At 41.1% G+C, this 23,638-nt stretch carries 20 protein-coding genes, 2 pseudogenes and 2 CRISPR repeat arrays; of the genes and pseudogenes, 12 read left to right on the top strand and 10 right to left on the bottom strand.

Features of this window, described 5'->3' with window-relative positions; genetic code table 11:
- The first annotated feature begins 54 nt into the window (after positions 1 to 54).
- Positions 55 to 258, top strand: coding sequence for a hypothetical protein (locus ACKTT2_RS30265; protein WP_407893682.1), 204 nt, complete (start codon positions 55 to 57; stop codon positions 256 to 258).
- Positions 259 to 295: 37 nt separating this feature from the next.
- Here ACKTT2_RS30265 and ACKTT2_RS30260 read toward each other — a convergent pair whose 3' ends face one another.
- Positions 296 to 1,231 carry a CBS domain-containing protein gene (locus ACKTT2_RS30260; RefSeq protein WP_407893680.1) on the bottom strand — a complete coding sequence of 312 codons (936 nt, stop codon included), beginning with the start codon at positions 1,229 to 1,231 and terminating at the stop codon, positions 296 to 298.
- Positions 1,232 to 1,359: 128 nt separating this feature from the next.
- On the opposite strand from ACKTT2_RS30260, the gene ACKTT2_RS30255 reads away from it, so the two are divergent.
- Positions 1,360 to 2,349: an aspartate carbamoyltransferase catalytic subunit gene (locus ACKTT2_RS30255; protein WP_407893678.1), complete on the top strand. Its 990-nt coding sequence runs from the start codon at positions 1,360 to 1,362 to the stop codon at positions 2,347 to 2,349.
- A gap of 30 nt (positions 2,350 to 2,379) precedes the next feature.
- On the opposite strand, the gene ACKTT2_RS30250 is transcribed toward ACKTT2_RS30255, so the two are convergent.
- Positions 2,380 to 2,724, bottom strand: a complete 345-nt coding sequence (locus ACKTT2_RS30250) for a helix-turn-helix domain-containing protein (RefSeq protein ID WP_407893676.1) — start codon at positions 2,722 to 2,724, stop codon at positions 2,380 to 2,382.
- Positions 2,725 to 2,829: 105 nt separating this feature from the next.
- Here ACKTT2_RS30250 and ACKTT2_RS30245 point away from each other — a divergent pair, with 105 nt between their 5' ends.
- The 3 genes from ACKTT2_RS30245 to ACKTT2_RS30235 all read left to right on the top strand — a co-directional run bounded on the left by ACKTT2_RS30245 (position 2,830) and on the right by ACKTT2_RS30235 (position 4,682).
- Complete coding sequence (locus ACKTT2_RS30245) at positions 2,830 to 3,804, top strand: DUF6788 family protein (RefSeq protein WP_407893674.1); 975 nt, start codon at positions 2,830 to 2,832, stop codon at positions 3,802 to 3,804.
- A 205-nt stretch (positions 3,805 to 4,009) separates the two neighbouring features.
- The gene (locus ACKTT2_RS30240) at positions 4,010 to 4,285 is read left to right on the top strand and encodes a hypothetical protein (protein ID WP_407893672.1); all 276 of its coding nucleotides are present in this window, start codon (positions 4,010 to 4,012) and stop codon (positions 4,283 to 4,285) included.
- Between the two features lie 73 nt (positions 4,286 to 4,358).
- Positions 4,359 to 4,682, top strand: a complete 324-nt coding sequence (locus ACKTT2_RS30235) for a hypothetical protein (RefSeq protein WP_407893670.1) — start codon at positions 4,359 to 4,361, stop codon at positions 4,680 to 4,682.
- 77 nt (positions 4,683 to 4,759) lie between these two features.
- Here ACKTT2_RS30235 and ACKTT2_RS30230 read toward each other — a convergent pair whose 3' ends face one another.
- The gene (locus ACKTT2_RS30230; protein WP_407893668.1) at positions 4,760 to 4,912 is read right to left on the bottom strand and encodes a hypothetical protein; all 153 of its coding nucleotides are present in this window, start codon (positions 4,910 to 4,912) and stop codon (positions 4,760 to 4,762) included.
- A 197-nt stretch (positions 4,913 to 5,109) separates the two neighbouring features.
- On the opposite strand from ACKTT2_RS30230, the gene ACKTT2_RS30225 reads away from it, so the two are divergent.
- The 3 genes from ACKTT2_RS30225 (at position 5,110) to ACKTT2_RS30215 (ending at position 6,047) form a co-directional block, all read left to right on the top strand.
- Complete coding sequence (locus ACKTT2_RS30225) at positions 5,110 to 5,319, top strand: hypothetical protein (protein WP_407893666.1); 210 nt, start codon at positions 5,110 to 5,112, stop codon at positions 5,317 to 5,319.
- A 183-nt stretch (positions 5,320 to 5,502) separates the two neighbouring features.
- Complete coding sequence (locus ACKTT2_RS30220) at positions 5,503 to 5,760, top strand: type II toxin-antitoxin system ParD family antitoxin (RefSeq protein ID WP_407893664.1); 258 nt, start codon at positions 5,503 to 5,505, stop codon at positions 5,758 to 5,760.
- Positions 5,757 to 6,047, top strand: a complete 291-nt coding sequence (locus ACKTT2_RS30215; protein WP_407893662.1) for a type II toxin-antitoxin system RelE/ParE family toxin — start codon at positions 5,757 to 5,759, stop codon at positions 6,045 to 6,047. Before ACKTT2_RS30220 ends, ACKTT2_RS30215 begins: the two co-directional genes overlap by 4 nt.
- A 71-nt stretch (positions 6,048 to 6,118) precedes the next feature.
- On the opposite strand, the gene hisC is transcribed toward ACKTT2_RS30215, so the two are convergent.
- The 4 genes from hisC to hisD form a co-directional block, all read right to left on the bottom strand.
- Positions 6,119 to 7,201, bottom strand: coding sequence for a histidinol-phosphate transaminase (gene hisC, locus ACKTT2_RS30210; RefSeq protein ID WP_407893660.1), 1,083 nt, complete (start codon positions 7,199 to 7,201; stop codon positions 6,119 to 6,121).
- 14 nt (positions 7,202 to 7,215) lie between these two features.
- Positions 7,216 to 8,394, bottom strand: a complete 1,179-nt coding sequence (locus ACKTT2_RS30205) for an HAD family hydrolase (protein WP_407893658.1) — start codon at positions 8,392 to 8,394, stop codon at positions 7,216 to 7,218.
- Between the two features lie 14 nt (positions 8,395 to 8,408).
- On the bottom strand, positions 8,409 to 9,635 hold the full coding sequence (locus tag ACKTT2_RS30200; RefSeq protein ID WP_407893656.1) for a phosphotransferase: 1,227 nt from the start codon (positions 9,633 to 9,635) through the stop codon (positions 8,409 to 8,411).
- 331 nt (positions 9,636 to 9,966) lie between these two features.
- A complete protein-coding gene (gene hisD, locus ACKTT2_RS30195; protein ID WP_407893654.1) occupies positions 9,967 to 11,295 on the bottom strand; it encodes a histidinol dehydrogenase in 1,329 nt (442 codons plus the stop codon).
- Between the two features lie 166 nt (positions 11,296 to 11,461).
- Between hisD and ACKTT2_RS30190 the strand changes: the two are divergent.
- From ACKTT2_RS30190 to ACKTT2_RS30175, 4 genes and pseudogenes are all read left to right on the top strand, one after another.
- Positions 11,462 to 11,716: pseudogene (locus tag ACKTT2_RS30190) on the top strand (ArsR/SmtB family transcription factor); the annotation flags it as partial.
- Positions 11,717 to 11,878: 162 nt separating this feature from the next.
- Positions 11,879 to 12,304 (top strand): annotated as a pseudogene (locus ACKTT2_RS30185) (Clp protease N-terminal domain-containing protein); the annotation flags it as partial.
- Between the two features lie 152 nt (positions 12,305 to 12,456).
- On the top strand, positions 12,457 to 13,044 hold the full coding sequence (locus tag ACKTT2_RS30180) for a YdeI/OmpD-associated family protein (protein ID WP_407893652.1): 588 nt from the start codon (positions 12,457 to 12,459) through the stop codon (positions 13,042 to 13,044).
- 69 nt (positions 13,045 to 13,113) lie between these two features.
- Positions 13,114 to 15,532: direct repeats of the CRISPR family, unit length 37 nt; unit sequence GTTTCAATCCCTAGTAGGGAGTAGTATAAGTAGCAAC.
- A 376-nt stretch (positions 15,533 to 15,908) separates the two neighbouring features.
- Positions 15,909 to 17,024 carry an MFS transporter gene (locus ACKTT2_RS30175; protein WP_407893650.1) on the top strand — a complete coding sequence of 372 codons (1,116 nt, stop codon included), beginning with the start codon at positions 15,909 to 15,911 and terminating at the stop codon, positions 17,022 to 17,024.
- Between the two features lie 19 nt (positions 17,025 to 17,043).
- Here the strand turns inward: ACKTT2_RS30175 and ACKTT2_RS30170 are convergent, their stop codons facing one another.
- The 3 genes from ACKTT2_RS30170 to ACKTT2_RS30160 all read right to left on the bottom strand — a co-directional run.
- On the bottom strand, positions 17,044 to 17,520 hold the full coding sequence (locus ACKTT2_RS30170; RefSeq protein WP_407893648.1) for a hypothetical protein: 477 nt from the start codon (positions 17,518 to 17,520) through the stop codon (positions 17,044 to 17,046).
- 353 nt (positions 17,521 to 17,873) lie between these two features.
- A CRISPR array of direct repeats spans positions 17,874 to 20,498; the repeat unit is 37 nt; unit sequence GTTTCAATCCCTAATAGGGAGTGGTATAAGTTGCAAC.
- Positions 20,499 to 20,872: 374 nt separating this feature from the next.
- Positions 20,873 to 22,216, bottom strand: a complete 1,344-nt coding sequence (locus ACKTT2_RS30165) for a TldD/PmbA family protein (protein WP_407893646.1) — start codon at positions 22,214 to 22,216, stop codon at positions 20,873 to 20,875.
- 214 nt (positions 22,217 to 22,430) lie between these two features.
- The coding region (locus ACKTT2_RS30160; RefSeq protein ID WP_407893644.1) for a TldD/PmbA family protein at positions 22,431 to 23,638 on the bottom strand (1,208 nt) is incomplete at its 5' end.

The following is a 23,638-nucleotide window of genomic DNA, read 5'->3' as shown; positions in this document are numbered from 1 at the left end:
ATCCCTAATCCCCAATTCCCAATCCCTAACCCCCAATCGCTAAAGGAGTAAATCGTGGAACAACCGAAAATCAACTGTGCGGAAGCTTGCGTCAATGGCTGTGTTTTAGGGGATGAGTGTCCTAATACAGAGTTTAAAGAAGCTACTTCAAAGTTCCTTGAAGATACTCCCTTAGACCAAATGATAGAAATAGCTGAAATAGCAAGAATGAAAAAATTGATGGAACCTCCTAAATGGGTATTTCCAGAAGATACCTGATTGAAAGATAAAAATTTGTATTGACCGTTGAGACAACTTACGTAACAGTTTTTTGCAAAGTCGCAATAACTCCATACATCTCAACTGGATCGAGAACTCGTAGCAGGCTGCTTTGAGTCACAAGTCCGAGTTCTTTGCCTCCATCCCAAGACACAACTAATCTTTTTGTGTGTCGCCGATGCATTTCTCGCAAAGCAGTCAAAAGAGAATCTTCAGGGCTTAAGAGAAAAAGCGGCGTACTCATAACAGATTGCGCCCGAACTTTTGTAAAATTCATTTGCAGTGCTTGGAATTGGACGATATCTCGCTCGGTGACAATTCCTACAGGAATATGAATGAAGTGTCCTAATTCTAGTTCTGGGTATTGCTCGGTAATGACAACACAGCTAATTTTATACTCTGCCATGACTTGAGCTAAGCTCAAAACTGAAGCAGTGACTGGCGCACGAATGACTTGGGTTGTCATCACATCTCCTACACGCATAAGCTTAAGGAGATGGATGGGGCGTAAAATACTGCGAATACTTTCATGAGAAACAACACCAATGAGTTCTCCCTTATGTCCCAAAATCGGTAGATGACGAATGCGGTAGCGTCGAAATAAAAATAGAGGGGCAAAAATATCTTTAAAAGTTGTTTGGGAGAGTGTAATCACTGGTTTTGTCATGACTTCAGCGATTGTCACTTTTTCAAAAGGTATGCTTGCTGCTGTCAGTCGTACAATATCCCGTTCTGTAAAGATTCCTAACAACTCCGTTCCCTGCATCACCAGAACGCAACTAGAACCTGTCTCATAGATAGGAAACCCATATTCGTGTGAATTGATACTAGATAACGAACAACTGTGAATTCGCCGTTGGTTCATTAAAGCAATAACATCGATTAATTGCGTGTCACTCGTAACCGTGAGTGGATTATAATCTATTGCTGCTTCTATCTCTGGCTCACTTAGCTGTAGGTCATCAAATTGCATGGCTAGTTTTACAAAGGAACATGGCGCTATGTTTCATAATGTACCAAGTCTTAACAGAATTCCTCATTTATTTATTTATTGTTTAGATTAGTAACTTTTCTTATATCCTACATCCTTGTTAGATATTTATGCCTAGTACCACTTGGAATCGTCATCACGTTCTTTCTCTTTCTGACTTCACAAGCGATGAATATAACACTGTCTTACAAACGGCTGCTAGTTTTATGGAAGTCTTGTCTCGCAGGACAAAGAAAGTACCAACTTTGCAGGGACAGGTGGTAGCAAATTTATTTTTTGAACCCTCTACTCGGACTCGTAGTAGTTTTGAACTAGCTGCCAAGCGGTTGTCAGCCGATACTCTCAACTTTGCCTCAGCAACTTCTTCTATAACAAAAGGAGAAACGATTCTCGATACGGCAAAGACTTACTTAGCGATGGGTACTGATATTATGGTTATTCGCCATAAGGAAGCAGGCGTTCCACAGGCGATCGCAGCTGAAATGGATCGTTTGGGAGTACGAGTCAACGTTCTTAATGCGGGTGACGGTCAACACGAACACCCTTCCCAAGCACTGCTTGACTTATTTACTATTTGTACTCTCTACGATGTTGATGAACCCCACATCGAGCTCCTCAAAGATAAAAAAATCGCCATTGTTGGAGATATCGTGCATTCGAGAGTTGCGCGATCGAATATTTGGAGCTTGACTGCTAGCGGTGCTCGAGTACATCTCGCTGGACCTCCCACACTTTTACCAAAATCATTTGCTGATTATGGAGAAGACCAACCAGGAAAATTGTTTCTTCATTGGGAGGTAGAACCTGCTTTGCAAGATGCTGATTTTGTCATGACCCTACGCTTGCAAAAGGAACGAATGACCGCTCATTTATTACCCTCATTGCGAGAGTACCATCAAATGTATGGTATTACACATTCAAGATTGGAACTATGCAAACCAGATGTCAAAATTTTACATCCCGGTCCCGTAAACCGTGGTGTTGAAATCAGTTCTGAAGTCATGGACGACCCTAAATATAGTCTCATTCAAAATCAAGTCAGTAGTGGTGTCGCCATTCGTATGGCGTTGTTGTACTTAATAGGCAGTGGAAAGAGTTAGTGGTCACTGGTCACTGGTCACTTGCCTTCTTCAAGACGCTGCGGGGAGTAAGTCTACTGCTTCTGTATTCTTATGCTCTTTCAGAAACAAATGCCCCAACGCAAACAAAACTTCTGCCTTTTCTGTGTCTGTCGCTTGCATGATGAGCATTTTTAAACTCACAGAAGAATCTATCGAAAGACGAGATTTTGCAGGGTTTTTAGCTTCCTCTGGGAGAAAATTTAATACAGCAAAGTAATCGCCAGCTCTTAGGTCTTGCTTACCATTAATAAATCGACTGAGGCTACTTTCGTTAACTCCCGTCGCCTCAGAAATCTCTTTGGCGGTCAATCCACTTTCCCTAATCGCCTTAATCAAAATTTGCTGGTGATCCATCTTCTTGCTAAATAGCAATTTTTGCTATACTATTTTCTCATTAGCAATTTTAGTAATGAAAAAATATCTGTTTGTTATTTCAACAATAACAAATCAGCTATTGAAGTGCAATTTTCTAGTTGTAAGTTGCACGGAAATCAAGAATACGCCCTTGTCTTGAGAGACAGGGGCACAAACTTTGCAGTTTTTATCTACCAGTATTATGACTCAAAACAATTCCCAAACACAAGGGATCTATTACCTAACGCAAGCAACCTGCTCATTCGTTTGGGAGGAGATGCTTTGAAATGTCTTCTACAGAATGTAACCTCACATAAAAGCCATACAGGTTTTGTACGAGACAACCCAACAGCACAGTATCGATCGCAGGAACCAGCCTCCACCGATTCTTCTGATGTTGATAAGCAATTAGATTCAGAGGCTGCTTGCGATTCTGGTAACTCATTACTGGGGGGTAGTGGAAATAGCCCTAGTAAAAATCTCGAACAGCCCAGTCCCTGTTCTAGTAAAAACAACCCCAGTAATAACTTACCAACCAGTAAAAATCGTAGAAATCATGGTGAAGGTAACGGTACGATTCACTGGCGCACCATAACTAAAAATGGAAAAGATTACCCGCAAGCTTACTATCACTGGAAGGAGAACGGTCGAAAAAAAAGCAAGTACATTCCCAAACAGTTGCTAGAACTGGTTCAACAGGCAGAGGAGCAGAAACGTCCAGTTGTAGAAATTCTGGCAATACTCGGTGGAGAAATTTTACTGGTGGGTAAGGAAAACAGCCCTAGTAAAAATAGCCCTAGTAATGTCAAAGAACAGCAAATACCCACCAGTAAAAATAGCCCCAGTAAAACGCGGCGACATAAAGGCTTAGGCACTGGCTCTCTTCAATGGAAGACCATTACCCTCAATGGTAAAGATTATCCCCAACCTTGGTATCACTATGAGGTTTGGAGCGAGGGTAACCGCATTACCAAAAAGAGCAAGTATATTCCCAAGCGATTACTGAGCAAAATTCAGGAGTTAGAGGCACAAAAAGCCTCGGTAACTGAAATTTTAGAAGTCCTTGGGGAAAAGATTTGAGTCACCCAAGTTTCATACTCCCTTCCCGATGGGAAATTGTAGACTGCCTCTAATGCAATCTGCAAGCATTAGGAACTTTCATAGCTGCATCCCCTCAATAATCTGACTTTTTCAATTCCTATATTTATTATTAAATAGAATAGCTTATCAACGAAAAATCAAAGTTTTTATATAATATAAAAATAATTTTTTATTAATTCTAAAATTGTTAATTATCATTTATTTTTTAGGTTACAATATTAACTGTAAAGGAAGTAAATCCTTTACAGTAAACAAAAAAAAGGAGGTAAAAAACCTGAGTAACAATGGTAAATATGGCCGAAACGTATTTGACCCTATTGTTGTCTTGTTACGGTTATTTCGCAGTGTTTGGGAACGCCAAAACATCATAACTGGTGAGTCAAACGTTATCGATGATGATGAAGCGAGAGAGGAGCTAGAGGATAAGTTAGATCCTCCCTCAAACGAACAAGATAACTAGACGCAAGCGCTAGTTAATTGCAGCCCCTAATCCAACTAGGGGCTGTTTCACTCACTATTCTAACATCTGTACTATGAATGATTTAGACGCATATATCGTTGCACCTATTTATTATCGTGTTGTACGCCGTTGCGGTACTCAATGGCATTTTGTCAAAGGTGAATCTTTTTACAATCCACTTAATTTACCATCTATGTCGCTGGATGATTTATTTACTTCTTTTGGTATAAGTATGCGTGAAGCAGCAAGCCAACTCCGTAAGATTAATGGTGGTGAAGAAGGATTTTATCTTATTGATATTATGCAGAAACAATATTATTACTGCGGTTTTCATCCTTCTTGTGTTAAAGACAAATTAATTGAGCTTGGTATTGGTACAAGAGAACGAATAACCTGAGATTTTGTAAAATCACAATAATTTATAAATCAAAAATTGGAAAGTTGAAAATGGCTCAACCTCAGTTAAAGACCTTTTTACAAAAGGTTGACGACTTCCTTTATCTGTGTGAGTAATGCCTGATTTTCATCGAGAGTACCGACAGATGTTCTGAAATAGTACGCATCTAATCCGGGTTTTAAACCAAAATCTTGTACAAAAATATTTCTCGTTTGGAGTGCTTGAACCATGCGCTGCTCGGTAGAGATAATCTACCACTGTCTCATTGGCAACTTGCCTTTTTCAAGAAGCTGCGGGAAGTAAATTTACAGATTCCCTAGTAATGACAAGGAAAAGCAAATACCCACTAGTAAAAATAGCCCTAGTAAAACGCGACGAAACAAAGGCTTAGGCACTGGTTCTATTCAATGGAAGACCATTACCCTCAATGGGAAAGATTATCCTCAACCTTGGTATCACTATGAAGTTTGGAGCGAGGGCGATAAGCTGGGTACAGCTTGCGCTTCGCGATCGCATTACCAAAAAGAGCAAGTATATTCCTAAGCGACTACTTAGCAAAATTCAGGAGTTAGAGGCACAAAAAGCCTCAGTAACTAAAATTTTAGAAGTCCTTGGGGAAAAGATTTTATCTTATTGATATTATGCAGAAACAATATGATGGGAATTCCCACATACCCCTCCACGCTCCCGCGCCTTATACCTTAATTTCTTCTACCACATAGCTGTCCTCTGCCCTCGCTTGCCTGCCTTCGTTTTGACATTTATTGTTAAAATATGCAACTCTATAAGAAATGCTTACAGAATATTCAAGAGGTATTGTATGAACGTACATCTGGGAGAAACATTTGATAAGTTCGTTGAAGAAATGCTTGCAGGGGGCGAGTATCAGTCACAGAGCGAGGTGATTCGTGCAGGATTGCGCCTTCTCAAAGAAAAAGAGGACTTGCGTAAGTTAAGACTTGAAGAACTGCGTCGGGAGATTCAAAGTGGCATAGACAGTGGTGTATCAGAACCTTTCAATATTGAGGAAATCATTCAAGAAGCGAAAAGAGAACGGAAAGGAAAACTGACCGCATGAGCCGAATTATCAGAACACCTAAAGCCAAAAACGATCTTAAGGAAATTTGGAACTATATTGCAGATTACAGTGAGGAAAGAGCTGATTCTTTGTTAAAAATATTAGATGAAAAAATGCAGACACTGGCACAATTCCCATTAATGGGGAAAGAACGTGCTGAAATTCTTGATAGGCTACGGAGTTTTCCAGTTAATAATTACATTATATTTTATCGTCCTATCGATAATGGAATCGAAGTTATTCGAGTCCTCCATGAAGCAAGGGATATTGAGAGTCTTTTTGAGTAAAGTTTTCTATTGGTGATGAATAGCAATCTAGCAAAAATCTTCACACAAGAGTAAATCGGCACTTTAAACAATTAAAGACCTTTTTGCAAAAGGTTGACGACTTCCTTTATCTGTATGAGTAATGTCTGATTTTCATCGGGAGTACCAACAGATGTTCTAAAGTAGTAAGTATCTAATCCTGGTTTTAAACCAAAATCTTGTACAAAAATATTTCTGGTTTGGAGTGCTTTAACCAAATCTCTTGAGGGAATTCCAAGTGGTTTTGTATGAACTAAAAGAAAGTTGGTTGCAGAAGGACAAACAAAGAACCCAAGGTTTTCCAGTTCTTTGGCTAAGTATTCCCTATCTTGGCAAATTTGCTTAATATTAGAATGGACATACTCCATGTCCTCTAGTGCGGCGATCGCACCCACTATAGCTAGCCTATTCACGGAAAACATTTGCGCTGCTCGGTAGAGATAATCTACCACTGTCTCATTGGCAATTCCGTAACCCACTCTAAGTCCCGCCAATCCAAAGCTTTTTGACAAGCTACGTAAAATAATAAGATTTGGATAGCGATCGACAAAATCTGCCACTGTTTCGTGACAAATTTCATAGTAACACTCATCGACAACCACCATACACTTTACACGCTCCAGAATTTCCTGGATCGTCTCTCGTGGAATCAGATTAGCTGTGGGGTTGTTGGGGTTAGCAATAAACAAAACCATCGTTTTGGGAGTGACTTTCTGCACTATTGCTTCAACATCAAGCCCAAAGTCTGTAGTTCTATGAACTACAATGGGATTTCCATTAACAACTTGAGTGCTGAGAAAATACACAAAAAAGGTTGGAACTGGGATAATAACTTCTTCTCCCGGCTTGACAAAGACTTTAGCAATCAGTTCGATCAAATCGTCCGAGCCATTACCGATAAAAATCTGTTGTTCCTTTGCACCAGTGTACTTGGCTAATGCTTCTCTGAGCGTTCCTCCTAGTATCTCTGGATATCGATTGATTGTCTTTAGTGCATCTGCGATCGCTTCGATAACATAAGGTGAGGGCGGGTATGGTAGCTCACCTTTATCCAGACGAATAGCATCATTCCCTTTAGCAAGTCTAGGTTCTTTCTGTCCTATACCTTTAATATGTTCGTTAATTAAATAATCCATATTGCTAATAATATTTAAGGGTTATTCCCTAGTAACATTGGTAACTCTAGTACACTGTTTAAGATAACATCACAGCCTACATCTTTGAGCATAGTTTGTTGCTTATCTGCCATCTTATCTCCAAATACACCTGTCAATACCCCTATAGATAGACATCCTGCCTGTTTAGCAGCAACAACATCACTTGTTGCATCCCCAATATAAGCTGCATACTTACGCTCTAAAGATTGAAATTCTTGGGAACAGAAAACTCCAACGTTTTCATCGGGATAAAGTGCTTTAAGTACGACAAAAGGGTGGGGTTTTCCGAGTTTTTGACTGTTACCAGAACGAGACAGAATTGCCTCGCCGGCTAAAACCTCATCATATGTAACAATACGTTTTTGGTCAAAGTATTCGAGTAGCCCTAGCTGAGATAAGGGCTGAAGCACTTCATTTCTCGGTCTTCCCGTTGCAATTCCTAAAGTATAGTTATAGCGATCGCGTAAATCTTGCAATACTAATCTAATACTTTCTAAGTCCAAGATTGTATCCTCATCAGGAAGAACTCCATTACCCTTTGTTTCATACCATTCTTGGAAGTTATGATAGCAAAGCTGCCACAAATCTGCTTTTGGTTGAAGGTAACTTAACTTTGCTCCCAACATTTTTTCTGAGAACAAACTAACATACTCAACAACATCTGTTCCTGTTAGAAGTTGTGTTTCCTCCCAGAATCTCGCGATTGGAGCATCATTAATTGTTGAGTTATATTTATTTTTTTGTAGTAGACTTCTCAATCTTGCCAATTCCTCTTTGATAGGGAGAGGATTTTTGAAAATACTAGACCAAGCCTCTGGATAATTTGCCTTCACACCGTTAAGAATTCCCAGTAAATGCAGAGACATGACAAAAAATGTTAAATCCCAGTTCGAGTTAACAGCCCGTCTTTTTAATTCATAAACAAACTGACTGGATATCACCTTTTCACCAACTAACGTCAATTTGCTTAAAAAATCCTCACCCTCATCAAAGTAATTTTTTAACCCAAGGTAACTGTCACTAGTTATCAAATCCCAGACAGTTAGACGAGCCGTATTCCAATATTTTTTTTCGCTCGTGATAACCCCATCCAAATCAAAGATGAGAGTTGTGAGTTGCTGATACATATAACAAGAATGAAGGTTGAAGTTACTCAGTAGTAGGGTGGGCATTGCCCACCATCTAATTATTCGCTCTCATCTAATTCAGAATCAATCGAGCTTTTCGTTTCTCCCTGAATATCGCTTCCCATTTCAACCGTCATAGCTAGCCCTAAAAGGGTAATTTCAGGAGGAAACTTTTGAGTATCGCTCAGATTCATTGTTAGAAAAGGACAACAAAATAAAGCTAACTTTAAATACTTTTTCCAATACGGATTCAGCCATTCTCTAGATTTTAGTTCTTTTACTAAAGGAGTCAGAACACGCTGAATTTTTGATTGCAATAAAGCTAGCCTAACTTCTGAAGGGGCAAAGTTATGTTTTACAATAATCGTATTTTCTTGAATTTCCCAAGAAATAGAAAGTGTTTTGGCAATTTCATGAGGAAAATACATCCAAATAGCAAAAACATTATGAAACAACGGTTTTGCCAAATCTAAAAATGGCGAATGACGACCGGCAAAAGCTGGATCGAAATAAACTAGAGAAGAATTTTCGCGATCGACAAATACGTTTCCATTATGAGCATCTCCATGCCCAACGATAGATGGAGTTTCAGATTGAGAGGGGTCTAATACCTCAATAGCTTGTTCTACAAGACTAGCAATATTCTCTTTAAATTCAACTCCATTAATAATCCAGTTCATTTTTGCCAACGAAGAAAAATGAATGGTATGTCCGGGCAAAACAATATCTGTATTTTCGTAGAAACTTGTAAAGCGTCCGCCAGTCAGTCTGTGAGAAAACAATTGGTGAATTGGTGCTTTTTCATGTTGCTCTGCTGTTAAAGGCTGGAGTGTTTCTAAATAAATCTTCCAGATCTCGTCATCAGATTTTTGTTGCAGAGAAACAATAAAATCTGTATTTTGTTGGTTATCCAGTTCCAACTTCCGAATTGTATCAAATAGTGATGGATATTCAACATATTCGTAAATAAGCAGTTGCTTACCCCATTCATTGGAACTAAATATCGGTTGAATAACTGGATAACCTGCTTCTGCTAATATAGTCGAGTTATAGTACTCGTTAATAATACTTTTTGGTTCTACATGAGTTTTAAAAAATAGCTTTCGTCCATCATCTGCCAGCAAAAATCCATTGAGAGAATTAAGAGAGACAGCTAACGGTCGAATTGTGACTTCATTTATTTTAAAAGGCAGAATCGCATTCAGAAAGTCTTGCATTAATGCGTTTGCAGCCTTAACATCAGAAAATTGGAGAGATTGAATATACTGCAAATCTTTGTCTGACAAATTTTCCTCCTTGAAACTCTACTTCGCCTCACCCTCGTTCCCAGGCTCAGCCTAGGAATGCCTTAACGGAGGCTCCGCCTCCCGTCTTGATGCTACCACGCGAGGCGGCAGCCCCGAAGAATGCATTCCTAGGTAGAACCACCGGAACGAATGGAACGAGTGGACAACGGAACCAGTAACCCGCGAGGCGGAGCCTCTCGATCTGCATTCCCAGGCTCAGCCTGGGAACGAGTGGGAAGCCTGGGAACGAGTGGGAAGCCTGGGAACGAGTGGGGAGCCTAGGAACGAGTCGATGAATTCTTCTTCCCAATCCCCAATCCCCAATCGCAACCTAATCCAATAAACCTTCCCTTTCCTGAATTGCCATAGCATGGGCTGCAAAACCTTCGTAGGTTGCGAGTGTTTGAGTTGTGTGTTTCAGTTTTGCAAAACCTTCTGGAGTCAGGTAGCCAATTCCCGCCCGCTTGAGGAAGTCGAAGACTGACACAGCCGAATACGATCGCGCAAAGCCCCCTGTTGGCAGAATTGCGTTGACTCCCAAGCAATAGTTACTGACAGGTATTGGCGTGTAGGGACCGAGTAAGATTTCTCCGGCGTTCTTGATCTTACCTAGTACGCTGAAAGGTTCCTTGACTAAAACCTCCAAATGTTCTGGAGCATACTCGTTGACAAAATCAAGTGATTCTTCTAGGCTCCGCGTGAGTAAAATACCACCGTAAGAAGAAAGCCCTTTCTCACAAAACTCGCGTCTCCACTCTGGAAGTTTACTTAAATACTCAGCTACATACTGAGTAGCCTTGAGAGCAAGTGATTCATCATGGGTAACGAGTAATGCTGCTGACTCAGGACCGTGTTCTGCTTCAACTAACAGATCGAGGGCTGCAATTTGAGGATCGGTATGTTCGTCAGCTAAGATAATGGACTCACTCGGTCCGGCTGGTAGCCCTACATCTACTGTTCCATATAAAATTCTCTTAGCTGCAGAACCATAGACATTACACGGACCTGTAATTTTGTCAACTTTGGGAACTATTCCTGTACCCAAAGCCATAGCTGCGATCGCTTGTATTCCACCTAGCCTGTATACGTCTTTGACTCCTGCCATTTCAGCAGCTACAAGAGATGCTGGTTCCACCTTCCCATTTTTATCTGGAGGGGTACACACAACTATTTTGCTAACACCAGCCACCTTTGCTGGTATTGTTAACATGAGCATCACTGATGGAAAAGCACCTTTTCCTCTTGGAACGTACAGCCCCGCACTCGCGATCGGTGTCACTTTTTCACCTGCAAAAATTCCACTCTCAATTTCTGCCAGTTGAATTTCTTCAGGCATCTGTCTTTCATGGACTTCTTTTATATTGACAAATGCCTGATGGAGGGCTGACTTGATTTCAGGTTCGATAGATTCGCGAGCATCTGCAAACTCTTGTTCGCTGACTTTCAGGTTTTCTAGTTCTGCCCCTGCATAGTCAAATTTTCTTACGTATTCAATTAAGGCTTCATCGCCACGCTGCTTAATTTGGTCGATAACCTCTTTTGCAATGGAGAGGGCTTGTTCGATATTTAACTCAGCTCGTCTCTTCAATGCAGAGAGATCTTGAGATGTCATTTCTGCTAGTTTGAGAGTTCTAACCACTAGATGCCTGCCCTCACTCATTTCTTCAAGGTTAATTTTAATTGGGTGAAAAAAGAGAATTTCATTATACTACCAACTTACAGGGTAATTTGTATCAATATTTAAATGCTTAAGTAGGGTGGGCAATGCCCACCACCTACTTTTGGCGAGCATTGCCATCCTCAGTTATTTCGATTATTCTAGAAATATGACTAATGAAGAAACGGCTCGCTATGCAGATATATTTGCTGCACTGGGCTCAGAAGCACGACTTGAAATTATGCGACTACTGTTTGTAGCTTACGCAGTCAACCCACAAGGCATGACGGTGGGAGAGATTCAGGACAAGCTCAAAATCCCGAAATCCACCCTGTCTCACCATTTGGAAAAGCTACGAAACGAGGGGTTAGTTAACAGCCGCAAAGATAAGCAATTTCTATGGTATTCAGCAAATGCTGAGACGATGGAGGATGTGCTTGCTTTTTTAACCACAGGGAAAACAAGAGGCGATCGCACGGGTATTTTGGGCGATCGTTCTGCTCAAGCTACCAACAAAACATCTATAGAGGAAGGATTTATGTTTGAAAGATTTTTTGAGACTATCTTTCAAAAACTATTTGGATTCATGTCTAACAGATTTCGCCTTCAAGGATATGAAAGATTTACCCAAAAAGCCATCAATGCTATATTTTTTGCCCAAAGTGAGTCTCGCCGATTAGGGCATGAGTTTATTGGAACAGAACAAATTTTAGTAGGCTTGATAGGCGAAGGAAGTAGTATAGCCTCTGAGATGCTCGCGTCTGTGGGGGTAAATTTAGAGAAAGCACAGATTGAAGTGGAAAAAATTATAGGTAGAGGCAAAGGTTTCACACTTTTAGATATTCCCTACACGCCCAGAGCCAAGAGAGTCTTAGAACTATCGGTAGAAGAATCTCAAAAACTTGGTATTAATTATATTGGAACAGAACATTTATTATTAGGTATTCTTCGTGAAGGTGCAGGAGGTGGGGGAGTCGCAATAAAAGTGCTGCAAAACCTGGAAATAGACCTAATTTCTTTTGAACAACGGTTGCGAAGTGCTTTAAGTTAGATTTGCGATCGCGACCCAGATGTACGCGGTTTTGCTATCAAAGTGATGAATGTTGCTGGTAAAAAAGTTTTAGATGATGAACAAACTACCCAAAACTTCGAGAAGTTCTTATTATGCCGCCGAAATTTGATAGTCAATTAGAAACCTTTTACGCTAAAAATCGTAAAGAATGGCGGCAATGGTTGGAGAAAAACCATCAAACTTCTGTTGGTGTCTGGTTTATCTACTATAAAGTCAAAAGTGGTAAGCCAAGCGTTCAATATAGCGAAGCAGTAAAAGAAGCCCTATGCTTTGGTTGGATTGATAGTAAAGTTAAGTCATTAGATGAAGAACGTTATATGCAAATCTTTACACCCAGAAAACCTAAAAGTGTATGGTCAAAATTAAATAAGCAGTATATTGAAGAACTTATAGAACAAGATTTAATGACTCAAGCTGGTCTTGAAAAAATTGAAAATGCAAAGCAAGATGGTTCTTGGAACAAATTAGATGCGATCGAAAGTTTAATCATTCCGACAGACTTGAAGCAAGCATTAGAAGTTAACGAAAGTGCTAACCAGTATTTTGAGGCATTTAGTAAAACATCGAAAAAAAATATACTCTTTTGGATTGACAGTGCTAAACGCCCGCAGACAAGATTGAAAAGAATCGAGCAAACCGTAAATTCAGCAGCGCAAAACAAAAATCCGTTGGCACAATAAAGTTTTAGTTTCAAAGCCCAATAGAATTACTCCCTTTACCCCCGCCCATGGACGCTCAACAAGTTGGCGGTTTCAATCCCTAGTAGGGAGTAGTATAAGTTGCAACTTCTACTATCACTGGAGGATTAAAGCTTACAATCCGTTTCAATCCCTAGTAGGGAGTAGTATAAGTTGCAACCTATTAGGTGGACTGCCGTTGTTAAAGGGGATGCTGTTTCAATCCCTAGTAGGGAGTAGTATAAGTAGCAACTTTCTTGTTCACCTACTGGTTGTTTATTAATTAGTTTCAATCCCTAGTAGGGAGTAGTATAAGTAGCAACCCACTTCTTATTTGTACCTTTCAAATAATACTCAAGTTTCAATCCCTAGTAGGGAGTAGTATAAGTAGCAACTTGAAGTTTGAAATACTTCATCTTGGTATTCAAGTTTCAATCCCTAGTAGGGAGTAGTATAAGTAGCAACTCTTTATAAGAAAATCTATCTCGCTTTAAAATCTGCCTGTTTCAATCCCTAGTAGGGAGTAGTATAAGTAGCAACGCCGAGTAACTTCACCCCCCACAAGAGTATCAGCGTTTCAATCCCTAGTAGGGAGTAGTATAAGTAGCAACATTGCTCACTCAAGAGTAAGAAATCAGAAGATAGGTTTCAATCCCTAGTAGGGAGTAGTATAAGTAGCAACATTATAGTAGAATATGACAAGATGCCTATGCGCTGGAGTTTCAATCCCTAGTAGGGAGTAGTATAAGTAGCAACCTCCCATTCGGTCACAGGTTTGTTACAAATCAAAGTTTCAATCCCTAGTAGGGAGTAGTATAAGTAGCAACGTAATCGGGCATTCTCTAGGTGGTGCGATCGCGCGTTTCAATCCCTAGTAGGGAGTAGTATAAGTAGCAACATAAATGGATTTTCCGCAAATGGCGGAAGCAATACGATGTTTCAATCCCTAGTAGGGAGTAGTATAAGTAGCAACCAATTTCTTCATTTTAATTAGGCTCCATATTAAATGTTTCAATCCCTAGTAGGGAGTAGTATAAGTAGCAACGAGGAGACAACAAAATGCTTAATTTTTTAGACAACCTGTTTCAATCCCTAGTAGGGAGTAGTATAAGTAGCAACGCGATCGCATTGGGAATAAGTAAGCCTGCTGTTATGGTTTCAATCCCTAGTAGGGAGTAGTATAAGTAGCAACCTAATCAGGTATTCACGTTATGTCTAGTTTAACAAGTTTCAATCCCTAGTAGGGAGTAGTATAAGTAGCAACTGCTTTAAGTCTTTACCTGCAAAGGTTTTAACTTCTGTTTCAATCCCTAGTAGGGAGTAGTATAAGTAGCAACTTGTAGCTTTGCACCCAATACCCAGCCGCAGGTTTCAATCCCTAGTAGGGAGTAGTATAAGTAGCAACCTTTCGATATATTGTCACCCTTGAGTTTTGCTATGTTTCAATCCCTAGTAGGGAGTAGTATAAGTAGCAACCCATCCGCATTAGCGTAATCAGTCCATCTGTTAAGTTTCAATCCCTAGTAGGGAGTAGTATAAGTAGCAACCGGATAAAGTCTTTATTCAAGTCGCGGTAAACTTTGTTTCAATCCCTAGTAGGGAGTAGTATAAGTAGCAACGCCAAAGAGCAAGAACTTCCAAGTTTTGTAAAAGGTTTCAATCCCTAGTAGGGAGTAGTATAAGTAGCAACATTGTCGTTGTCCATGGAATGAATTATAAGATTTTCGTTTCAATCCCTAGTAGGGAGTAGTATAAGTAGCAACAAGCACACAATTTAAGTTACAGGAAGATAGTTATAGTTTCAATCCCTAGTAGGGAGTAGTATAAGTAGCAACCTCTCCATGATTTTCAGCAAGAGTATCGCGAAATTCGTTTCAATCCCTAGTAGGGAGTAGTATAAGTAGCAACCTCATTTGCCAGCGTTAATTTAGTTCCGGGGGGTGCGGTTTCAATCCCTAGTAGGGAGTAGTATAAGTAGCAACATTTATGGGGGTGCGGCGATCGTGCTGGTCGTGGATGTTTCAATCCCTAGTAGGGAGTAGTATAAGTAGCAACGTAGTAGATTCGGTGTTTGCTAGCGTAAAAGCTTGTTTCAATCCCTAGTAGGGAGTAGTATAAGTAGCAACTAATTTCCAATTCCGGCTGTGGGGCATAAAATTTAGTTTCAATCCCTAGTAGGGAGTAGTATAAGTAGCAACATCTTTGACCAAAGATGGGATCGAAGTCCCAAGCGTTTCAATCCCTAGTAGGGAGTAGTATAAGTAGCAACGGCACTTTTCTTGTCGAGCTAAGACAAGAATACCCCGTTTCAATCCCTAGTAGGGAGTAGTATAAGTAGCAACCTTCCCACATTTCAGGAATGATGCACGCCGATAATCCTTTGTTTCAATCCCTAGTAGGGAGTAGTATAAGTAGCAACCTCTCGCTAAAAAGAAAGAAATTGTTGCTTTTATCGTTTCAATCCCTAGTAGGGAGTAGTATAAGTAGCAACAGCTTTGAGTTGAAAAGCTTACTCTATGTGATTTTCAAGGTGCGGTAGCGCGGATGGTCTAATCATATCACGATCGCGGATGGTGATGACAAGAGAAAATGGCTGAAAAGCTTATTTAGTAAGGAGCGCGGATGGTTTTTCTTTTTCAAGGGACTTAAATCCTTACACATCAAAGGTTTGAAGCACTTTTTCTAGGAAGTGATTTTTTTACACCTACCCATCCGCGCAGTCATGCTTGCGAAGCACCCCCTAGACTGGTGCTTCCACTAACCTCAAAATTTTAAAATAATTTGAAGTTCTGATTTCCTGGTTTAAGGAGCAAGATATTGTCTTCAAGGACTTCATTTGCACGGGATCGTTTCACCTGGCTTACTTGATGACAGCTTTTTTCTCTTACATACAAGCCGCTCTCGGTCCTTTGATGCCTTTTCTACGTGATGAATTAGGAATCAGTTACACCGTTAGTGGGCTTCACTTTAGTGCATTTGCACTTGGAATGATTGTGGCAGGTTTAATCGATACCTCGATTAGCCAATACTGGGGTCGTACTTTTGGCTTGTGGGGAGGGGCTTTTGGCATGGCAGTAGGGGCTGTGTCATTAGCACTTAGCCATCAAGCCATCTTAACCATTACTAGTACATTCCTCATGGGTCTGCTTGGCTCTCTTCTGCAAATCACCTTTCAAGCCTCTGTTTCTGGCCACTATCATAAGCATCGCACTGTTGCTCTCACTGAAATGAATGTCGCAGCTAGCATTAGTGCAGGTCTAGTTCCCCTTCTGATAGGCGGCTTTGCCCAAATTGGATTGGGGTGGCGCAGTGCCCTCTTCCTTGCTGCAATTGCACTCACTGTAATCGCTTTCTTATATCGACAAGTATCTATCTCTATCTTTGAGCGCTTCCATACTGAAATAACTGTGTCAAATCAGAAACTATCCATGTCATTCTGGATTTATTGGATAGTGCTGTTTTTAGGAGTATCAATAGAGTATTGTTTATTCTTTTGGGGAGCAGACTTTCTAGAAACAACCATTGGCTTGGTAAAAAGTAATGCTGCAAGTGCCATGAGTGTTTTTGTTTTAGCGGGATTCATTGGGCGCGTTTTAGGGAGTAGGCTGAGTCGAAGAATTCAAAGTGAGGCGCTTCTACTAGGTGCGATCGCGATCGCATTTGTTGGTTTCCCAATATTTTGGCTTGCTGCTTTTGCTCCACTAAATATTTTAGGGTTGCTTATTGCAGGGCTGGGCATTGCTAACTTCTACCCTCTAATTCTCTCCCTTGCACTCGGTACAGCTGAGACACAACCCGATCTGGCAGCAGCTAATCTATCTGTGGGAGCAGGTGTGGCAGTTTTCATATCAGTTCAAACAGCGTTCTCCCATCCAATAGCGTTCAGCCATGCGGGTGTGTACGCGGAATCGGCAAGTCCAGCCGATCGCCCCGATTGTATGTCTTTTCTTACAAAAATGTTATTCTTAAGACCCAGCCCATAGGGCATTTCCCAGAATTTAGTTAAATCTTTTTATTTAACTCTCCTACGTTACCTACTGCACTACCTATCAGTGCAAAGCCGACCCAGCCAAGGATGATGCTGACAAGTGCTAGGGCGACGTTTGGATCGACAAGCAGCCCGAACACAACAGGTGGTTGAAAGTTGATGAGATTAGGATCGTTCGAGAAACCATACGACGTGTCTGGCCATACACCTGCAAGAACTAGCCCCATCCAGAAGGTGGTTGAGAGAAAGGCAGCAATAGCAGCCGAAGCGAGGTCTGTTGTTGGGCGCGTCCAAAGCACAGCTAAAGCACTTAGTCCCAAGCTGATAGCTGCAAAAAAGGACATCGCACAATGCAGTTTCGCATGCGGTAACCACAGTGGATTTGCCATATGCGCTTTCGCAAGTAGAAAACCGTCTACACCGATAGGCACAACTATGGTGAGGATAGCTGTGACAACAATCAAGTTGCGTCCCAGTGAAACTCGGTTCATGTGTTTTTTTATGTTGCAGTTTGCACTTTCTAGAGTAGCAATGGCTTAGGTACTGCACAAGCGATCGCACTCATTTTTCGGTCTACTGACAGTGTTTGTTGTCTCTCTAGAATCAACAATTAAATATAGTTGGTGGCTGAATGTGGAGTAGCGGTACTTAGTTTCATGATGTATCTCTAGAATTAACAATTAAATATAGTTGGTGGGGACTGATGAGTTTCAATTCCTAATGCTTATAGGTATAAATCGCAACTACTTTACTATCCAAATCACGAATAGCAAGTCGTTTCAATTCCTAATAAAAATTAGTATGATTTGCAACCAAATAGAGAGCGAAACTCGGAGAAATTTAGGTTTCAATCCCTAATAGGGAGTGGTATAAGTTGCAACGAACATTGGTTCTGTGTTCTAATTTTGAAGCCTTGTTTCAATCCCTAATAGGGAGTGGTATAAGTTGCAACACCCCACATCGCGTCCGTGCTTTTCCGTGCAAAGGGGTTTCAATCCCTAATAGGGAGTGGTATAAGTTGCAACAATATGAAAGCATCTAGTAATGATGTGAAGTGGAACGTTTCAATCCCTAATAGGGAGTGGTATAAGTTGCAACAGGCAGAGGGCAGCTATGCTGAGGGCGGAAGGGAAGACGTTTCAATCCCTAATAGGGAGTGGTATAAGTTGCAACAGCGAACCAACTATCAAATTTGCCTTGGTCGATCGCTAAGTTTCAATCCCTAATAGGGAGTGGTATAAGTTGCAACTAGAGCGACAAATAAAATGCAGTTGGCTGTACCGCTCCGTTTCAATCCCTAATAGGGAGTGGTATAAGTTGCAACGGTGCAACTCGACAAGAGTGCAAGCGCAACCTGCCTCCAATGTTTCAATCCCTAATAGGGAGTGGTATAAGTTGCAACTTGATGCTTTTCTCAATGGGATAAGATCTGCTGTGTTTCAATCCCTAATAGGGAGTGGTATAAGTTGCAACCTACATTCCCATTGCTTAGGAGTAAAGGGCATCTGGTTTCAATCCCTAATAGGGAGTGGTATAAGTTGCAACAATTTCTGCTAGCACTGATGCGACGGATACTGGAGCAGATGTTTCAATCCCTAATAGGGAGTGGTATAAGTTGCAACCACGAGGTCACAAAGCTTATGTATTTTCTGCTCCCGGTTTCAATCCCTAATAGGGAGTGGTATAAGTTGCAACGATGAAGTTATTACTCGGTTCATGCCTTACAGTTTCAATCCCTAATAGGGAGTGGTATAAGTTGCAACTCCAGCAACGGGATGAGGATGGTACCGTGTACAACTAGTTTCAATCCCTAATAGGGAGTGGTATAAGTTGCAACCTGGCGTCCCTTCACTTACCCGCACATTAATCACTGTTTTTGTTTCAATCCCTAATAGGGAGTGGTATAAGTTGCAACGCGGAAAAGCACATCAATAGACTATTATTACTAACGTTTCAATCCCTAATAGGGAGTGGTATAAGTTGCAACAATCTTCAAAAATTAAGCAATATATTTATAAAGTTTCAATCCCTAATAGGGAGTGGTATAAGTTGCAACTTGCGTTCCTATTCTTACTGCTGCTTGAGGAAAAGAATTGTTTCAATCCCTAATAGGGAGTGGTATAAGTTGCAACCTTACCTCCCGGATAGCTGAGGAAAAGGGTATTGTTTCAATCCCTAATAGGGAGTGGTATAAGTTGCAACTTTTACCAATTATTTTATTAATAAAAAGCCAAAGGGTAGTTTCAATCCCTAATAGGGAGTGGTATAAGTTGCAACAAGGTAAGTGTTATGGTGTTGCTTGGAGTAATGCAGTTTCAATCCCTAATAGGGAGTGGTATAAGTTGCAACGAAACCCCCAACAGATGCCAGGGGTGAGTAGGTTAAAAGCTAATTTGTGAAGTTTCAATCCCTAATAGGGAGTGGTATAAGTTGCAACGGAATCCTCCAATCTGGGATAGTAATGTAAATAATGGTGTTTCAATCCCTAATAGGGAGTGGTATAAGTTGCAACGTTTCGTCTGCCTTGCTTGCAAGATTTGATGAGTACGAGTTTCAATCCCTAATAGGGAGTGGTATAAGTTGCAACAAGCGCTTTAATGTTGCGCTCCAAACTAGAAGCGTTTCAATCCCTAATAGGGAGTGGTATAAGTTGCAACTTTGCTCCCGAAAATATTGTAGTAAGTGGAATTACGCAGTTTCAATCCCTAATAGGGAGTGGTATAAGTTGCAACGAGCGTTGATATCTCTGGCTATTCGTTCCCCACTCAGTTTCAATCCCTAATAGGGAGTGGTATAAGTTGCAACCCCTTTTTTCAACTTGTACTCCTCCAAAATGCAATGTTTCAATCCCTAATAGGGAGTGGTATAAGTTGCAACTTTCAGAGGGATTTGCAAAGCTTCCTCTACGAATTTAACGTTTCAATCCCTAATAGGGAGTGGTATAAGTTGCAACCTGCCACTAGGAAAAGTTGTAGCGATCGCCGATTTAACTGTTTCAATCCCTAATAGGGAGTGGTATAAGTTGCAACCATTGACCTCATCGACTGCTACGAGCAGTCATTTTTTTTGGGTTTCAATCCCTAATAGGGAGTGGTATAAGTTGCAACGTTATTACTTCTAGACGCCATATCACGATACAGAAATCGTTTCAATCCCTAATAGGGAGTGGTATAAGTTGCAACATTTTTTCAGGATCGATTTGAAAATTTGGATAATTAGTTTCAATCCCTAATAGGGAGTGGTATAAGTTGCAACGTGATGTTGTGAGCATCCAGGGACAGTACAACCTGTTTCAATCCCTAATAGGGAGTGGTATAAGTTGCAACAATCAAGATCAAGATTTGGCAGATAATTAATACAAGTTTCAATCCCTAATAGGGAGTGGTATAAGTTGCAACCTAGCTTTAATAATGAACGCCATTGGCATTAGCTGTTTCAATCCCTAATAGGGAGTGGTATAAGTTGCAACGGCTTGAACTTGAAAAGCTTACTATATGTAGTTTTCGAGGTGCGGTAGCGCGGATGGTCTAATCGTAGCACGATCGCGAATGGTGATGACAAGAGAAAATGGCTGAAAAGCTTGTCTGGTAAGGAGCGCGGATGGTTTTTGTTTTGAAATGGATTCAAACCCATATATATCAAAGCTTTGGACTACTTTTTTTGAGACTTAGTTTTTCTACATCTACCCATCCGCGCCGGAACGAAGATTTTGAAACCCACGTAGGTGGGTTTCGCTTGTATAGACGCGATTTCAATCGCTTACAGTGTTACCGCGATCGGTAAGATAGCGTTGTGGGTTTCGCTTGTATAGACGCGATTTCAATCGCCCAAAATAAGACCTAGCTACTCGCCAGTGATAGAGAGTTCATCAACCCAAACTCTGGGACAAACCCCACCAGGAGTTAATTCCGCCTCTTGTTCTACAAAAATAATAGACTTGAGAACTTCTAGAAAATCCCCCGCAACAGTAGCAGACTCAATACTAACCTTCTCACCTTTGTTTACGAGCCAACCATCAAACGGTAGAGAGAAAGAACCTTGTAAAGCTTTCACCCCAGCGTGAAGGGCTTGTAAATTATCAATCAATATGACATTCTCAGCAGTTTCCAAGTTCAATTCCTGTTCGGGAGTCGCAGAAGTTGCAAAGACATGATAGAAATTGGGGCTGACAGTGACTTTTGCACCAATATTGGCATGACCCGTTGGGGTTGCGTTCATTCTTTTTGCAGTCCCTGCACTGTGGAGAAAGTTGCTTAAAACGCCATTTTCAATGAGTGAAATTCGGCGAGTAGGAGTTCCTTCACCATCGAAAGCTTCTGCACCAACGTTAGCAGGATGTAAAGTATCATCAGCAACTGAAAGCAGAGGAGAAGCAATTTGCTTACCTAAATCATCAGGCGTCGATAAGCTTTGCTTGTCCAAAATACTCTGAGCATTGAATATGTTAGAAAAAGCACCCAGTAAACTCAAGAAAGCATCTGGTGAGAAAACAACTCGATATTTACCCGACTTGATTTTTTCATAATTCAAGTGGCTAATAGTTTTCTCTGCTGTTTCCTTAATACAACCGTTAATGTCTAAATCATCCAAACCCCTGCTAATTCTAAAAGCACCAGCACTCCGGGGTTTTTTCCCATCTTCTTCTGTTTTGCTATAAAGATAAACTGATGCTACGGAATGAGATTCAGTTCTCATAGCACCATCGCTGTTAAGATAAAAGCGATCGATATCTCGTTGCGCCAAATTATTATAAGGCACTCCTTCAATCGCTGGATGAGCATTCAGTAGTTCTGCCTCAGCTAATAATAAACTGTCAATCAGTTGAGCAACAGGGACTTGAGGCGCTTTTTCTTTAGAGGAATTATTTATGGCAACAGTCGCTTCTGGGCTAAAATCCGGCACATTTTCTTTTACACCAAAGAAACTTGCTTCATATGCAGTTTTCAAAGCTAACTCAAGCCCTTTGGGATCTACGTCTGTTGTTGTAGTAACACCCATTGTATTGTCTTCATTCCAGACGCGCACAGTGACACCCGAAAGATTGGAGGCTTTCACTTGCTTTGGCTCACCTCGATCTACTTGTACGCTGGTTTGGTCTGCACTAGAACCATAAATATCAAATTTTTTGATGCCAAGCTTTTCTGCATTTTCCTTGGCATAGGTTGCAATCTCAGTAATATTAGGCATGGTTTAGTTAGTTGTTAGTTTTTCTCGCTCCTAGGCTGAGCCTAGGAGTGTATTACTGGAGGCTCTGCCTCCTATCATAAGTGCCAGAGCCACTAGGAGGGCATTCCCAGGCGGAGCCTGGGAACGAGTTACTGGTCACTAGTCACTGGTCACTGGTCACTGGTCACTAGTCACTGGTCACTGGTCACTGGTCACTGGTCACTGGTCACTGTAATTACCTTCCACCTACGGTGATGGAATCAACTTTAATGTGAGGCTGTCCGACGGTAGTGTAAATACTGCCACTGACAGAACCACAAAAACCAGGTGCAAGGGATAAGTCTTGGGAACACATGGAAATTTTGTTCATAATTTCCTTGGCTTCACCAATCAAAATTGCTCCCTTCAGGGGCTTGGTAATTTTGCCGTTTTCAATCAAATATGCTTCGTCTACACCAAAGTTAAATTGACCTGTAGCACCAACGCTACCACCACCCATCTTTTTACAGTAAATTCCTTTGTCAATGGAGGCAAAGATATCATCAAGGCTGTAATCGCCTGTTGCAATATATGTATTCCGCATCCGGCTAGCTGCAGCAAAGGTGAAATTTTGACGACGACCGCTTCCTGTTCTAGGATGTCCGGTGCGCCAAGAACCAGCCCTGTCAGCTAAGAAGTTCTTCAAAACTCCTTTTTCAATCAACAAAGTTCTTTGTGCTGGCATACCTTCGTCATCCATGTCAATGGTACCAAAGGCGTTATCAGTGCGTCCTTCATCCCAAGCAGTTAGGCTTTCATGGGCAATTTTTTCACCTTTCTTATCGGCAAAAGGAGTGGTGTTGCGTTCGATTTGAGTTGTTTCGAGGAGGTGTCCGCATGCTTCGTGGAAAATAACTCCACCAAAGTGATTTGCCATCACAATGGGGTAAGTTCCTGATTCTACATAATCAGCGTAGAGCATTTTTCCTGCTGATTCTGCAATGTGTTCTGCTGCTTCTTTGTATTCCCAAGTTCTCAGGAAATTGGGGTCGCTGGTGTTACCACCACGTTCTGCCATGGAAGCACGATTGGCTCCATCAGCACACAGAAGGCTGAGACCTACCGATTGTGTTAAACGAATATCGCGAGCAAAAGTACCATCGCTGGCTGCAACTAACACTTCTTGCCAATCGCGGAAATATGTGCTTCGGCGCGATTGTATGTGGTTTGCCTTTTGCTTGAGTTGGTCGGTACTTTCAAGCAATAGTTCTCCCATTTCTCGAATTGAACTACACAGAGGTAGCCATCCATCTTTACCTCTTTTAGTGGCGTAGTCTCTCAACAGTTCGAGGTTGATTTCTGGGATAAAAGAGTTGGGTGCGGGGAGTTGCAACCCCATGATAGAAAGCCCTTTTTCTAACGCTGCTTTCAACCCAGAAAAAGAAAGGTCATTGGTGCTAACAT

It is taken from the genome of Scytonema hankhaensis NUACC26 (assembly GCF_045865695.1).
In the GTDB taxonomy this organism is placed as follows: domain Bacteria; phylum Cyanobacteriota; class Cyanobacteriia; order Cyanobacteriales; family Nostocaceae; genus Scytonema.
The sequence above is the reverse complement of the archived record's forward strand: the minus strand, read 5'-3'. Positions and strand labels throughout refer to the sequence as shown.